This window comes from Methyloglobulus morosus KoM1 (genome assembly GCF_000496735.2).
GTDB lineage: Bacteria > Pseudomonadota > Gammaproteobacteria > Methylococcales > Methylomonadaceae > Methyloglobulus > Methyloglobulus morosus.
Genome location: NZ_AYLO01000009.1, coordinates 25281 through 39244, shown reverse-complemented (window position 1 = coordinate 39244; position 13964 = coordinate 25281). Strand labels below are relative to the sequence as shown.

Genomic DNA, 13964 nt, shown 5'->3' with positions numbered 1-13964 from the left:
ATTTAATTTGAGAGGAGAGAGTTTATGTACCCATTTGACATTTCTCATCCGATAAAAGGCAAAGCCAGTGTTGAAATCAATAAACCCGTCGATGAGGTATTTCGGTTTGTGGGAGAGCATTTTTTTGACAATTATCCGAAATGGGCGCTGGAAGTTTCAGAATTTAATTTGCTGACAGGAAAGCAGGTTTTTGTGGGGGCGAAAGCGAAGCAAATCCGGCAAGACCAAGATGAAAAAGTAGAATCTGTCTTCGAAGTATCGGAATTTGAGCCACCCCAAAAAGTGACTTTGAAGGCTGTGGACGCATCGTTTCGCAATACTTACCGATTTTCCGCCAAAGCAGGCCAGGATGTAACGGAGCTGGAGTATTCCTTTGAGATTTTGGAATTAGAACCGTTTATGTGGCCATTTGAGCATTCGATCCGCACGGCCATCGAAGAAGGCGCTGAACATACGGTGGAAAACATTAAAAATTTAATGGATGAAGAACTCGATTGCCAACGACTTACTGACAGGGCAATTTGACCGACTGCTTGTTTAGAACGGGGAAACGACCATGCAAAATGACGCGATCGACATGCTTCCCAGCCAAATCTTATTTGGATTAGCCATTCTTGCCTTCATCGCTTTGGTCGTCATGGAACATCTGAAGCCTTATCGACGTTTCACCGAAAAAATCGACAAGGAATCTTTTGTCACTAACACCACCACATTTCTGTTCAATAACATCATCCTGACTGTACTCAGGGCAACTTCCCTGTTTATTGTGGCGCAACAATTCTCTTCACATGGGCTCTTGAGCGAAATGGGGGGCAATAACCCCGTCAAGTGGATATTTGCCTTTTTGCTGTATGACTTGGCGATTTATGCTTGGCATGTAGCCAGCCACAAATATGAGTTCCTGTGGCGCTTCCATAAGGTACATCACAGCGACAAAAGTTTTAACACTTCCACCGGATTTCGTTTTCACGTGATAGATTTGTTCCTTGAAATCCTCTACAAATGTGCATTTGTCGTCCTTATCGGAGTTGATGCTTATTTGGTGCTGGTGATGGAATCTGTCCAATTGTTTTTTATTTTCTTTCACCATAGCAATATCACCTTCGAGAATGAAAAACAGCTGTCGAACTATATCATCACGCCTTACCTGCATCGCACCCACCACTCGACTTTGCGTAGCGAACATGACAGTAACTACGGCATCGTCCTGGCGTTTTGGGATAAATTATTTGACACCCGTAAGGAGTTGATCCCCGAAAAAATTGGTTTGGATATTCTTGAAGCAGAAAATTTCTTGCAACTTTTTTTTCTGGCGTTTATAACGGAACGCAATATTAGGAAGCTCTTTCAGATGATCCCCAAAGGCAGGAAGACATCAGGGTGAATGGCCTGAATTTTGCTTCATTATACGGGTATTTTAATAGGTTGAGTTCGACTCCTGGTCGCCCTGATATGATCTAAAACAGCAATAGCACCCAACCCCCAACATGCACCATATCATAGACAGTCTCAGTTTCAATATGGTCATCGTCAGGATCAACCATTCTGATAAGGTAGACAATATCCCACGTATTCATCAAGTCAACTGCTCGACTGAAAGCCTTCTGGGCTATAGTGAAAATGAACTTGTCGGCAAACCGCTAGCCCTGATCTTCGCAACTGACAAGGTAATGGACTTATGGCAGTCGGCTGTCGCAAAGATGGACGACTTAACCGCCGACAACTGTTTTGAAGGTGAAATCGTCTCGAAAGGCCGTCATAAAATCCATGTCTTATTGTCCATTTCCCCGCTACCCAATCAACATCCCAAACACACGGACATTTTTTTATTGATCCAAGCTATCGAGCCGGACAATGATTTATTCAGGATGCACAGGGTTGTCGAACAAAGTGCCAGTGCGATGCTGATTACTGACCGTGCCGGGAGGATAGAATATGCGAATCCGAAATTTGCCGAACTCACGGGCTACACTACCCAGGAATTACTCGGCCAAAATCCCAGGATGCTGCAAACCGGCAACACGCCTTCAGAATTCGACCAAAATATGTGGCAAATGCTACTTAGCACAGGGGAATGGCGGGGGGAGTTTCAAGGCCGAAAAAAAAATGGCGAACTGTACTGGGTCTATGAAAGCATTAGCGGCATAAAAAATAGTGCGGGCGACATCACCCATTTTGTTGCTGTTGAGGAAGACATCACGCGACGTAAAGAAGCAGAATCCGCGCTGGCCGAAAGTGAGGAACGGTTTCGGCAAATGGCGGAAATGACCGGCGAATGGTTATGGGAACAAGACCCCGAAGGCTATTACCTCTATTGCAGTAACGCCGTTGCACAAATTCTGGGATTCAGTCGGGATCAAATCATTGGCAGGCAGTACACGGAATTTTTGACCGCCCAAGACCAAAAAAGCCAACGAACGTACGCCACTAGCCATAAGCCATTTTATGGCTTAATTAACCACTATCAACATAGGGACGGGCAACAAATCCTGACCGAATCGACGGGTTTGCCGATTTTCAATGCCCAGGGTAAATTGTTGAAATGGCGGGGTGTTGACCATGACATTACTGCCAGGATGCACTTCCAGGAGGCTTTGATAGAGTCTGAAAAACGCACAAGGCTGATTATCGAAAGTTCGATGAATGCGATTATCCTCATGGACTCGTATGGCATCGTTACCGATTGGAATCATCGCGCCGAAAAGATGTTCGGATGGTCAAGCGAAGAAGCGATAGGCCGGCGCCTGGACGAATTGATTATCCCACCCCGTTTCCATAAAGCACACCGAGACGGCTTAAAGACGTTTTTACAAACCGGTGTTGGCCCAATGTTAAACAAACAGTCGGAACAAGTTGCCTTACGCCGCGACGGCACTGAATTTCCTGTAGAGCTGAGCGTTTCGCCCTTGAAGTTCGGCAATACCTATATCTTTAGCGGCTTCATGCACGACATTTCCAACCGTAAAGCGGCGGAGGAACAAATCCGGCAGGCCCAAGTTAACTTGGCGATCGCCCAGAATGAAATCAAGATTGCCCAACAGATTCAAGCAACATTATCTCCTTCTGCCCCCATTAAATCGGAAGATTTTGAATTAGCGGGTTTTTGCCTCCCTGCCGATAAAGTGGGGGGCGACTATTTTGATTATTTCTTTCGGAAAGAAGGCCAATTGGACATCGTTATAGCCGACGTTTCTGGCCATTCCATCGGCCCCGCCTTGTTTATGGTCGAAGCCCGCAGCGCGATACGGGCACAAACCAATCTTCTGGCGACCCCTTCAGAAACGCTAGTGGTCCTAAACAATTTCTTATTCGACGATTTAGATAAATCAGATTACTTCATCACCTTGTTTTACTTGCAATACAACATACACACGCAACAATTAAGGTTTGCCAATGCCGGACACCCGCCGCCTTTGTTGCTCAATCAGTATGAGGGGGAGTTTAAGAAACTAGATGCCGAAGGCTTACTGCTTGGGGTTAGAAAAAATGTTGTTTTTGAAGAGAAAACGACAATGCTTGAGAAAGGTGATGTGATCCTGTTTTATACCGATGGCTTAATCGAAGTCGAAAATACCAGTAAGGAATTTTTCGGCCTGGATCGAGTAAAAGCTATTGTATCCCAAAATGCACAGGAACAACCGCAAGCTATCATTGATGAAATCTTCGTTTCGTTAAGGCAGTTTAGCCAAAGCAACGCATTTGCCGATGATATTACGTTGATGGTTTTAAAATGCCATTGAATCCAATTCGTTTCAGCTTAAATCTTAGGCTGCAATCATTTTAGCCAATGCCCTGACCAGTAAAACGTAAGGCAATAGATTAGCGGGTTGGGTATTTTTAATTTCCAGGTGAATCCGTTCGTACTGCTTGATTTGTCGTGGGTCAATCTGACTTTCAAAAAAGGCAGTGCAGGTAATCCGGTTAGCTATGATTTTCTTTAGGAATTGACCTAAGATATGTTGCATGTCATCTTGCAAGTCTTCCGCCACTTTTCTTTCCCACTCATCGCGCAAGAGTATATCGCTTAGCTGCTTTTGGATTTCATCCAAGCCAAGCGAGCCCCTAATGTCGTTTAATAAGCCAAAGATTGATGTAAAATCTTGCTGGGTTTCGCAACACAGGGTCACGATAAAAGGAAAATCCTGAATAGTGGCAATAAAGGCCAGTTTTTGCAGTAAAGCAGCAGGAATTTTCTCTTTTTCATAGTGGCTAAGCTGTTTTAGCCAACTATCAGGCTTATTTTTGTTAAGATATTCTTCATAAGCACTTAAATAGCGGCTGTACAAGCTTATTGTGCTTGACTCCGGACGAATGGCCCTGCTGTGCGCTAACGTCCAGCGACAAAAATCCATCAAAGTTTGTTCAAGTTGTTGCAACAATTGATATTGTTTATCCGCCGTTACGGTATTGTCAAAAGCACCAATCGCTTTGCGTAATAAGTCCGCCTGTAAAATCCGGTCAAAGGCCAAGTAACAATTGACGGCATCGAGAATGCCGCCGTTTTCGTTTCCAACACTAAAGGTTAAAAAGTTGCAGCCTGCCTGATTGATTATCTTGTTGCTGATGACGGTCGCTTTAATTTCATTGGCTAAGGGATGTTCGCTTAAATGCTGTTTAAACGGCCCTCCAAGCTGACCAGGAAAATAGGATTCTAAATAAGGTCCGTAGATTTCATTATCAAGATTCCCTGTATGAACCTGTATGTGATGGGATAAATACATTTTACTGGCGGCCATTAAATCGGCCAGTTCCGGCCTGGAGATAACCTGTCCTGGACGGGATAGGATTTCTTTGGATTGCGGGAAGGCTACAACCGACCTGTCCAAATATCCGCTAGCTTCCAAGTGATCGGCAACCTGCAAAAACATTACCGGATTGTCAGCACTGCGGCGCTGATCCAAGGAGAGGCAAAGGCCCTGCGCAATGTTGTCTGCCAACACTAACCGACAAACAGCCCTTGTCATGTCGCCAAATAACGATTGCGAGTCGTCAATTAGATTTTTCTTGTGTAAGTTGTTCAGCAGTATTTTTAAATTAACTTCATGGTCGGATGTGTCGACTCCTGCGGAATTATCCACCGCATCGGTATTGATGCGACCGCCGCGCAAATTGAATTCGATGCGTGCTTTTTGGGTAAAGCCCAGGTTGGCGCCCTCACCTACGACTTTAGCGCCAAGTTCACAAGCATCCACGCGTACGTTATCGTTGCCTTTGTCACCGACTTCTTCTTGCTTTTCCGTACTAGCTTTTACATAAGTGCCTATGCCGCCCAGCCATAACAAGTCGACTGGGGTTTGCAGTAAATAGCGGATCAGGGATTCGCTGTCTATCGTGTTATAACGGATGCCTAGCCATTTCTTGAGTTCGGCGGAAACATGGATATCTTTGGCCGAACGGGAAAAAACGCCGCCGCCGCTGGATATGAGGCTGCGGTCATAATCATCCCAAGACGAGCCGGGCAATTCAAATAGACGCTTGCGCTCATTAAACGAGGCGTCATTGTCAGGCGGATTGGGATCTATAAAGATATGTTGGCCGCTGAATGCGGCCAACAAGCGAATATAGGGCGATTGCAGCATACCATTGCCAAACACATCGCCATCCATGCTACCGATGCCAATCACTGTGAACGCTTCTTGCTGAATGTCTTTCCCTAGCTCGCGGAAATGTTGTTTTACACATTCCCAAGCGCCGCGTGCCGTTATGCCTAACGCTTTATGGTCATATCCGTGCGAACCGCCGCTGGCAAAGGCATCGACCAGCCAGAAGCCATATTCCTTTGCAACTGCATTCGCAATATCCGAGAATTTTGCCGTGCCTTTATCCGCCGCCACTACCAGATAAGGGTCAGGATCGTCATGGCAAACGATGCCTTCGGGACTGACGATTGCACCGTCGCTATAATTGTCGGTCAAATCGAGCAATCCGTGTATTAAACGAATGTAAGCCTTTTCCCCTGCCTTTTTGAAATCTTGCATAGGGCCGTTTTCTTTCACGACAAAACCACCCTTAGCCCCCGTCGGAATAATCAAGGCGTTTTTGTTGATTTGGGTTTGCATCAAACCCAGTATTTCCGTCCTGAAATCATCGGTGCGGTCAGACCAGCGGATTCCCCCGCGCGAAATTTTGCCGCCCCGTAAATGGACTCCTTCCATATCGACAGAGTGGACGTAGATTTCGCAGTACGGTTTGTTGGAAGGCATGTCGATCACGCCTAGGCTATTAATTTTAAATGCGATAAAGTAATCTGGGTGATAACGGCGATTATGGTAATTACACCTGACCGTTGCGTCTATTAAATTAAAGACTGTACGCAAGACCCGGTCATCATTGAGGTCGGTGACCGAATTAATGCCGTCCAATAACTGAATCCGCAGCGGGAATAACGCCCGCTCTTCTCGGGACATAGGGTCATCCCAGTCGGGATTGGGCCTGAACCTGGCTTCAAAATAGCGGAACAAATCGAGCGCGACTTGTGGATTTTTTATGATGCTATGATGAAAACTAGCGGTTGTCGTCCGATAACTAATTTGTAGGTAGTAATTTCGGTAAGCGCGCAGCACATCTATTTCATGCCAGGCCATCCCTGTTAGCACGCACAGTTTGTTCAGGGCATCATTTTCGACCCTTCCCTCCGTGACAGCTTGAATGGTTTCCAACAAGCGTTTTTTTACCTGGTTAAGTGAAGTGCACTGGCTGCGCGCGGCCTTGACGGTGAAACTTTTGATAGTGGCAGTTACACCTTCAATTTTGAAAGTGAACTGGACTTGGTCCATGACCCGTAAATTCAAGTTCTCAAGGACAGGAATAAATTCATCCAGATAGCGTTCCTGGAGGCTATAAAAATGCAGGCGGTAGTCCGGTTGGCTTGCGTAAGGCCTCACTAGGCTGACGCTTTCGCTATTCGTGGCGACTAAATGCTCTAGCTGGAGAATATCGTTCAGGGCGTAACGGGGCGCAATCAGCGTTTGATAGTCCGTTGGGAATAATGCACGGTATTTTTGCCATAACCGACTACCCGCTTGTTTGCCCAAAGCCCTAAGGGCAAGCAATTTGAAGCGATTTTGCCAGGAGAGGGTTTTTTTATGCCATTGTTCATCCATGCTTGCGATTGTTGGTTGGCCTACTTCATTATCAATGAGAATACCTTATTTTAGGTATTTAATAATCTCCAGTACATTGTAATCTGCATGTTGGGTGTACGTGACTGAATCCATCAAACTGCGAATAAGAAAAAGTCCCATCCCACTTTCTCCTGGATGGTCTAAATCCGGCAACGGCACGGCTTCCAGGTCAAAACCTTGGCCATAATCATAGACCTTGATATTTAATGCATCCTCCTGGAGATTAATGGTCACTCTAACGCAGTTTTTTATGTCATCCTCGCACGCATGTTTAATGACGTTGACCGTCGCCTCGGTTAGTACTAGGTTCAACTGATACGACAATGCTTCCCGGTCTCCCGTAAAATTGTCCAATTCCTTGGCGATGCGTTCGCCAATACTGGCGATTAAAGCCAAATATTTGGTTTGAGTTGGGATTACAACGTCTACATGAATAAAAGTGTCACACATAGGGGCTCTAAGTTCCATTACCAAACGACTCCGTAAAATCGTCGTGAATGTCGAATACTCGGTTGAGTCGGGTCAGTTCAAACATCGAAAGCACTTGCTTCTGGATATTGGTCAACGCAAATTCCCCCGATCGGGCAAGAACCTGTTTATTACCGGACAATAAAGCGCCTAAGCCTGAGCTATCAATGAAGCGGACATGGCCTAAGTGCACAATAATGCGCTTCTCGCCGCCTTCTATCATCTGTAGAAGATATACTTTCAATTCGCCTGAATTATGGGCATCAATCCTTTCATCCAGGATAGTCAGGACGCTATAGTCATTTATTTTTTCTTGTTTCAAATTCATAGTGATTTTTTGGCAATTAACCTAAGCGTATTTTATCCGCACTTCCAACTTTCGATTAGACGCTATGGTGATGCATAAGTGCAAATTTATAAGAACATTTAAATGGTTATCGGGGAGAAAACTTAAAACGGCTTTAATTGAGTGGAGCCAGAGGTTCTGGCTAAGTATTCGTGGCGATCATGCCAACGGGCCAGCCATTTAAAGCCTATCCAGCCCAAGTATAGCCATTAAATGGATAGTAAAGGCTGATAACTTGTCAAAGCTTTTAACAAAAAATTGAATAAATTGCCCAACTCGTTAAATAAACGGGCAAAACTCACCGTTCGTTGTTCGTTGGCTTTTATGAAAGTGGGCATAAATCGTTTAGGTAATGCAGAATGCAACGCGCAATATGAAAATCCTTACCATTACAGATATCCAAAAAATGGTCCAGGCCATCGGCCTGGACCATTTTTTCAAACGCGTTATTGCTGCATTGGAGGAAGATTTTGGTCGATGGGACGAGTTTTTGTTGTCGCCACGTCATGCGACACATTATCCGCATGGCGTGATCGAATTAATGCCTTGTGCCGACCAACACCTGTATGCATTCAAATATGTTAACGGACATCCCGGCAATCCGCTTCTTGGCAAGCTCAACGTGGTCGCTGTAGGTCTTTTAAGCGATGTCGCTAGCGGCTATCCGCTGATGATCAGTGAGATGACTTTGTTGACAGCATTCAGGACGGCAGCAACGGGTGTCCTGGCGGCAAAACATCTTGCCCGTAAAGAAGCAAAATCAGTGGCGATTATCGGCACTGGGGCACAATCAGAGTTTCAAGTGATGGCGTTCGCCAGTTTTTTCCGCCTTGAAGAGGTGCGATTTTTCGATACTGACCCGCAAGCCATGAGCAAATTCTCAAGAAACCTGTCCAGACAAAAGTTCAGGCTAATTCCTTGCGACAGTATTACCCAAGCTGTGCATCATGCTGATATTGTCATTACGGCGACAGCCGCCAAAAAGCGGCAATCCTTGTTGGACATTGGCGATATTGCCCCAGGCACTTTCATACATGCGATGGGCGGCGATTGTCCGGGGAAAACCGAACTGTCTGAAGAATTCCTAAATCAAGTCAAACTGGTGGTCGAATATATGCCACAAACCCTGGTAGAAGGGGAAGTGCAGCAATGTACAGCCATGTGTATCTATGCCGAATTATGGGAACTGGTCTGCCAGCAAAAGTATGGGCGGCAAGATAATCGCGAGATTATATTATTTGATTGCGTCGGTTTTGCATTGGAAGATTTTTCTATACTCCGGGTTGTCTATGAGCTGGCAAAAGAACATCGCATAGGGTCAGAGTTACCCATGATACCGAAACCTAATGATCCCAAAAATTTATTTGGCTTATTGGAATCCAGTCGGCACTAGGGTTTTGCATAGAACGCCTCAATAAGTGCTTTCATCAAACGCAAGGTTTTGTTGTTGATGTCTTTTTCAGGGGTAAACTCGCTTAATTCCAGGCCGCACACTTTGGGATGCCGGTTAATCAATGAAAGCGCTGCAAGCAATTCGCTGGCTTTAATACCGTCTTGGGCTGGCGTTTCTACGCCGGGAGCATCTTCCGGATCGACAACATCCAAATCAATACTGATACCAATGGACTGGCAAGACTGGCTGAGCTTATCGATTGCCTTAATTAACACGGGTGCAAGCCCATGAATTTGGTCGGCAAAAACAATTTCTACACCTGCTTGCCGTAATAACTCATATTCTTCTTTTTCATAATTTCGCACACCGATGAGGATAAGATTTTCCGGCTTGACAATGCGGGGACTGGGATACATCGCCGCCAGCTTTTCGTCCGCCCTGCCGAGCAAAGCAGCCACTGGCATACCATGAATATTGCCAGATGGGGACGTAGCGAACGTGTTTGCATCCATGTGCGCATCTAGCCATATAAGGCCGAATTGACCCGGCTGGGACAAACCATTTAGCACGCCGCCCCAAGTTCCCATCGCACAGGAATGGTCGCCGCCAACGATCAAGAAAGGCCGGTTTTCTTTTGTCCAGTATTCCGTAAATTGGCTTATGGCTTTATTGAGTTGGGTTAATTTTTCCTCCTTTAAGCCCTGGCTTTCAGGATGGAGCAACTGCCACTGGATCTGTAGCCGTTTTTGGTTAGGAAGTTGCCGGGAAAATTCGTCACGCAGCATTTCTGCTGCATAGCCACATAAATGCAATGGCCCACCCAAGCACGAGACGATGCCTAAAGCGTGTAATATAGCCATATAGGTTAGTTTTTAGCCCATAGGTTTCCGATAATATCGAAAACCTAGTTGTCCAATTCGGTATTGCTTTGACCGAAAAAACATGCAATAAATCAAGACAAACCCAAAATTATCGTTTATTACGAGGATGCCTGTATCCTCTGATGGGCAAAGGATCCTTATTGAAACCATTGTCCTGGTTGATCGATTGCCGATGATCCGTCCGTTACCCGCTAAAATCTATAATGCCCACCACCAATGATTTTCATGAATATTTGGGGCAAGGCAACAAATACTTCATTTTTTGGTCATAAGACGGAAGGATTCAGTCATCCAAGTTTCGGCTCTGTGATAAGTTGAGCGAACTTAATGCCTTAGCCTTGGTTCAGGTTTTCCGAAGACAACAAACAAGAATGGAAAATAGGAAAGGATGAGCGCCTAGATGAAGAAAATTCTAGTCACCGGTGCTACCGGACAAATCGGTGTAGAACTGACGCAAGCATTGCGGGACAAATATGGCGCGGCTTACGTTGTCGCCACCGGATATAACCATCGGCCAGCTAGCGAATTGCCGCAGGACTTTATTTTTTACCGCCTGGATGTCCGTGATGCGCCTGCGCTTAAGAAGATGGTCAAAGATACTCAATGTGATACGATTTTTCACCTAGCCTCCCTGCTTTCCGCCGTGGCCGAAGCAAAACCGATGGAAGCCTGGGACATCAACATGAACGGCCTGATCAATGTGCTGGAAGTCGCCAGAACACACGGTTGCGCCGTGTTTTTTCCAAGCTCCATCGGTGCTTTCGGCCCCGGCACACCCAGTTTTAACACGCCGCAGGAGACTATCCAGCGGCCTCAGTCGCTGTATGGCATTACCAAGGTATCTGGCGAGCTCCTTTGCGACTACTATTTTCATCGTTATGGTGTCGATACGCGCGGCTTGCGGTATCCTGGGCTGATTTCCTATAAAGCCATGCCGGGCGGCGGCACGACGGATTACGCGGTCGATATTTTTTATGCGGCGGTAAAAAATAGGCATTATGACTGTTTTCTCAGGACGGATACTCAACTGGATATGATGTATATGCCGGATGCGGTTGCCGCCGCTATCAAGCTGATGGAAGCGGATAGTGCAAAACTGAAGCATCGCAATGCATTTAATGTTGCCGCCATGAGTTTTACGCCTGAACAGCTTGCAGCGGAAATACAAAAACACCTACCCGACTTTACGGTCAGTTACAGGATAGATCCAGTCCGTCAGGCTATTGCCGATTCCTGGCCCCGGCACATGGACGATAGCGCCGCCCACGCCGAGTGGGGTTGGCAGGCCCAGTATGATTTGGCGGCGACAGTCAAGGATATGCTGGAACAAATAACGGTCAGTGAGCAAAAGATAAAAGGGGGCGCTTATGCCGCTAGATAAGGTAGAACAATTGTTTGCCACAAAATTGATCAGCCTGCAAGGACAAGGCGCACGCAAGGGCAAAGAAAAGGTTATCACCGGTATCAAGCCAGCGGAAAATGGCTTTGGCCCACGCTATTTTCTTGAAGGATGCGGCGACAGGGCATTCCTGCGTATGAATTCAAATTCTTATCTGGGCTTGGCGCAGCACACCCAGGTGATAAAGGCCGAAGCCGAAGCGGTTGAAAAATATGGCACAGGCCCTGGGGCCGTCCGCTTCATCAGCGGGACCTACCAGCCACATAAGGAACTGGAAAAACGACTGGCCGAATTTCACGGACGGGAATCCGCCATGATATTCAGTGCCGCCTATGCCGCGATGATGGGCATCCTGCCGCAGTTTATATCGGAAGATACCCTGGTCGTCAGTGACGGACTCAACCACAGTTGTATCATCAATGCGATTCGTCTGTCCCATCCGGCCAAGAAAGAAGTGTACGCTCATGCCGATATTGATGCGCTGGATAAAATTCTTGCCGCGAATAGCGGGCAATTTAAACGGGTTTGTGTCGTGACTGACGGCATTTTTAGCATGCGTGGCGATCATGCACAGATCGACCGGATTAACGGTTGCTGTAAGCAACATGAAGCAGGCTATGAAGAAGGGGTCATTAGCATTGTTGACGATTCCCATGGCGTAGGAGCCATTGGCCAAAGTGGGCGCGGTACCGAAGAAGTGACTGGCGGCAAGGCGGATATCCTGATTGCGACGCTGGGCAAGTCTCTAGGCGTTAATGGTGGCTATGTGGTCGCCAGTTCGGGGGTGATAGATTATTTACGCGAAACCTCGCCGTTTTATATTTATTCAAACCCTATCACGCCTGCCGAAGCGGCAGCGTCTTTGACGGCGCTGAATGTCCTGGATAGCCATGAAGGGCTGCGGCTGCTCGAAAAACTGCGGGGATTTAGTGCTTTTTTGAGGGTAGGGCTGGAACGCTTAGGCTATGAAACCTTAGTAGGCGAACATCCCATCGTGCCGGTCTTTGTCAGGGACACCAACAAAACAGCCGCCCTGGTAGCCCATTTATTTACCCATAATATTCTGGTGACCGGGCTGAATTATCCGGTTGTTCCCAAGGGCGAACAGGAAATAAGATTGCAGGTAGGCGCCGACCACACGGAAAAGGACTTGAATTTTTTGCTGGACAAACTGGCTGAGTTTAAGGGATAGGATGCATGTCCAGCAGCAGTTGGTTATACGGATTTTTTTGTATTTTCATTATCGAAGTTGGGAACATTTCAATGTTATGCTAAAAGAAACTCCCCTCTATCAGTTTCATCTTGACCTGGGCGGCAAAATGACGGTTTTTGCCGGTTACCGACTGCCTGTCCAGTATCGACACGGCATTATTCACGAGCACCTGCATTGCCGAACCCATGCCGGATTTTTCGATATATCGCACATGGGGCAATGCCTGATTTCAGGCGATGAGGCCGCTGGCGAGCTTGAACGGCTGACCCCCAGCGATATTGCCGGACTAAAATCCGGTCAACAGAAATATACCGTCTTGACGAATGACGAAGGCGGTATCATTGACGACATCATCATTACCCGCATTGCGTCCGGTTTCATAGTCATTGTCAATGCGGCTTGTAAAGAGAAGGATTTTCATTATTTAGCGAGCCGGTTATCCGCCCACTGTCATTTTGTTGAACTCACGGATCAGGCACTCTTCGCCTTACAGGGGCCGGCATCGGCAGCCATCATCAGGAAATTTTCTGCACACACCGCCGATTTGCCGTTTATGACGGCCCATGAAACGGAACTGGGCGGCATCAAGTGCACAATCAGCCGTAGCGGTTATACCGGCGAGGACGGCTTTGAAATATCTGTCCCCAATAAAAATGCGGTAGCGCTAGCTGACTTGCTGCTTGCCGAGCCGGGGGTCACAGCGATCGGTCTGGGCGCACGCGATACCTTGCGCCTGGAAGCCGGCTTGTGCCTTTACGGGCATGAGCTTAATGAAACCGTAACGCCGGTAGAAGCAGGATTACATTGGTTGATTAAAAAAGGCTGCAGCGATTTCCCAGGTGCTGACAAAATTAACCGGCAGTCACAACAAGGCCCTGAAAGAATCCGGGTCGGGCTGAGTGTGGACGGTAAGCAACCCGTACGGGAAGGCAGCGCCATTGTTAACAGTGATAATGACGCGATAGGCCATGTCACCAGCGGCGGCTTTGCCCCCAGTCTCGGTAAGCCTGTTGCAATGGCCATGCTGGATCGGAATTATTCCACCTTAGATACCCGTTTATACGCAAAGGTGCGCGAGCGACAGGTCGCCGTCACTGTCACCCGGCTGCCCTTCATTCCCCATCACTATCATAGATAACT

At 47.0% G+C, this 13964-nt stretch carries 11 protein-coding genes; 7 read left to right on the top strand and 4 right to left on the bottom strand.

From position 1 onward, the window contains the following. The first annotated feature begins 24 nt into the window (after positions 1-24). The 3 genes from MGMO_RS01520 (at position 25) to MGMO_RS01510 (ending at position 3740) form a co-directional block, all read left to right on the top strand. Positions 25-525: an SRPBCC family protein gene (locus MGMO_RS01520; RefSeq protein WP_023493247.1), complete on the top strand. Its 501-nt coding sequence runs from the start codon at positions 25-27 to the stop codon at positions 523-525. Positions 526-556: 31 nt separating this feature from the next. Continuing rightward, positions 557-1384, top strand: a complete 828-nt coding sequence (locus tag MGMO_RS01515; RefSeq protein ID WP_023493246.1) for a sterol desaturase family protein — start codon at positions 557-559, stop codon at positions 1382-1384. Between the two features lie 103 nt (positions 1385-1487). Then, a complete protein-coding gene (locus MGMO_RS01510) occupies positions 1488-3740 on the top strand; it encodes a PAS domain S-box protein (RefSeq protein WP_023493245.1) in 2253 nt (750 codons plus the stop codon). A 24-nt stretch (positions 3741-3764) separates the two neighbouring features. Here MGMO_RS01510 and MGMO_RS01505 read toward each other — a convergent pair whose 3' ends face one another. Genes MGMO_RS01505 through MGMO_RS01495 form a run of 3 tightly spaced genes read right to left on the bottom strand, consistent with a single transcriptional unit; the run spans position 3765 to position 7920 of the window. Beyond that, positions 3765-7103: an NAD-glutamate dehydrogenase domain-containing protein gene (locus MGMO_RS01505; RefSeq protein WP_023493244.1), complete on the bottom strand. Its 3339-nt coding sequence runs from the start codon at positions 7101-7103 to the stop codon at positions 3765-3767. A gap of 45 nt (positions 7104-7148) precedes the next feature. Continuing rightward, positions 7149-7574, bottom strand: coding sequence for an ATP-binding protein (locus MGMO_RS01500; RefSeq protein WP_036306470.1), 426 nt, complete (start codon positions 7572-7574; stop codon positions 7149-7151). Positions 7575-7581: 7 nt separating this feature from the next. Continuing rightward, the gene (locus tag MGMO_RS01495; protein ID WP_023493242.1) at positions 7582-7920 is read right to left on the bottom strand and encodes an STAS domain-containing protein; all 339 of its coding nucleotides are present in this window, start codon (positions 7918-7920) and stop codon (positions 7582-7584) included. A gap of 391 nt (positions 7921-8311) precedes the next feature. Between MGMO_RS01495 and MGMO_RS01490 the strand changes: the two genes are divergently transcribed. Continuing rightward, the gene (locus MGMO_RS01490) at positions 8312-9331 is read left to right on the top strand and encodes an ornithine cyclodeaminase (protein WP_036306482.1); all 1020 of its coding nucleotides are present in this window, start codon (positions 8312-8314) and stop codon (positions 9329-9331) included. On the opposite strand, the gene MGMO_RS01485 is transcribed toward MGMO_RS01490, so the two are convergent. Continuing rightward, positions 9328-10191, bottom strand: coding sequence for an arginase (locus MGMO_RS01485; protein WP_023493240.1), 864 nt, complete (start codon positions 10189-10191; stop codon positions 9328-9330). The two genes, MGMO_RS01490 and MGMO_RS01485, sit on opposite strands and share 4 nt — an antisense overlap. A 421-nt stretch (positions 10192-10612) precedes the next feature. Between MGMO_RS01485 and MGMO_RS01480 the strand changes: the two genes are divergently transcribed. The 3 genes from MGMO_RS01480 (at position 10613) to gcvT (ending at position 13962) form a co-directional block, all read left to right on the top strand. Beyond that, positions 10613-11593 carry an NAD-dependent epimerase/dehydratase family protein gene (locus MGMO_RS01480; RefSeq protein WP_023493239.1) on the top strand — a complete coding sequence of 327 codons (981 nt, stop codon included), beginning with the start codon at positions 10613-10615 and terminating at the stop codon, positions 11591-11593. After that, on the top strand, positions 11580-12803 hold the full coding sequence (locus MGMO_RS01475) for an aminotransferase class I/II-fold pyridoxal phosphate-dependent enzyme (protein ID WP_023493238.1): 1224 nt from the start codon (positions 11580-11582) through the stop codon (positions 12801-12803). Before MGMO_RS01480 ends, MGMO_RS01475 begins: the two co-directional genes overlap by 14 nt. Before the next feature lie 76 nt (positions 12804-12879). After that, positions 12880-13962: a glycine cleavage system aminomethyltransferase GcvT gene (gene gcvT, locus MGMO_RS01470; RefSeq protein ID WP_036306481.1), complete on the top strand. Its 1083-nt coding sequence runs from the start codon at positions 12880-12882 to the stop codon at positions 13960-13962. Positions 13963-13964 lie beyond the last annotated feature (2 nt).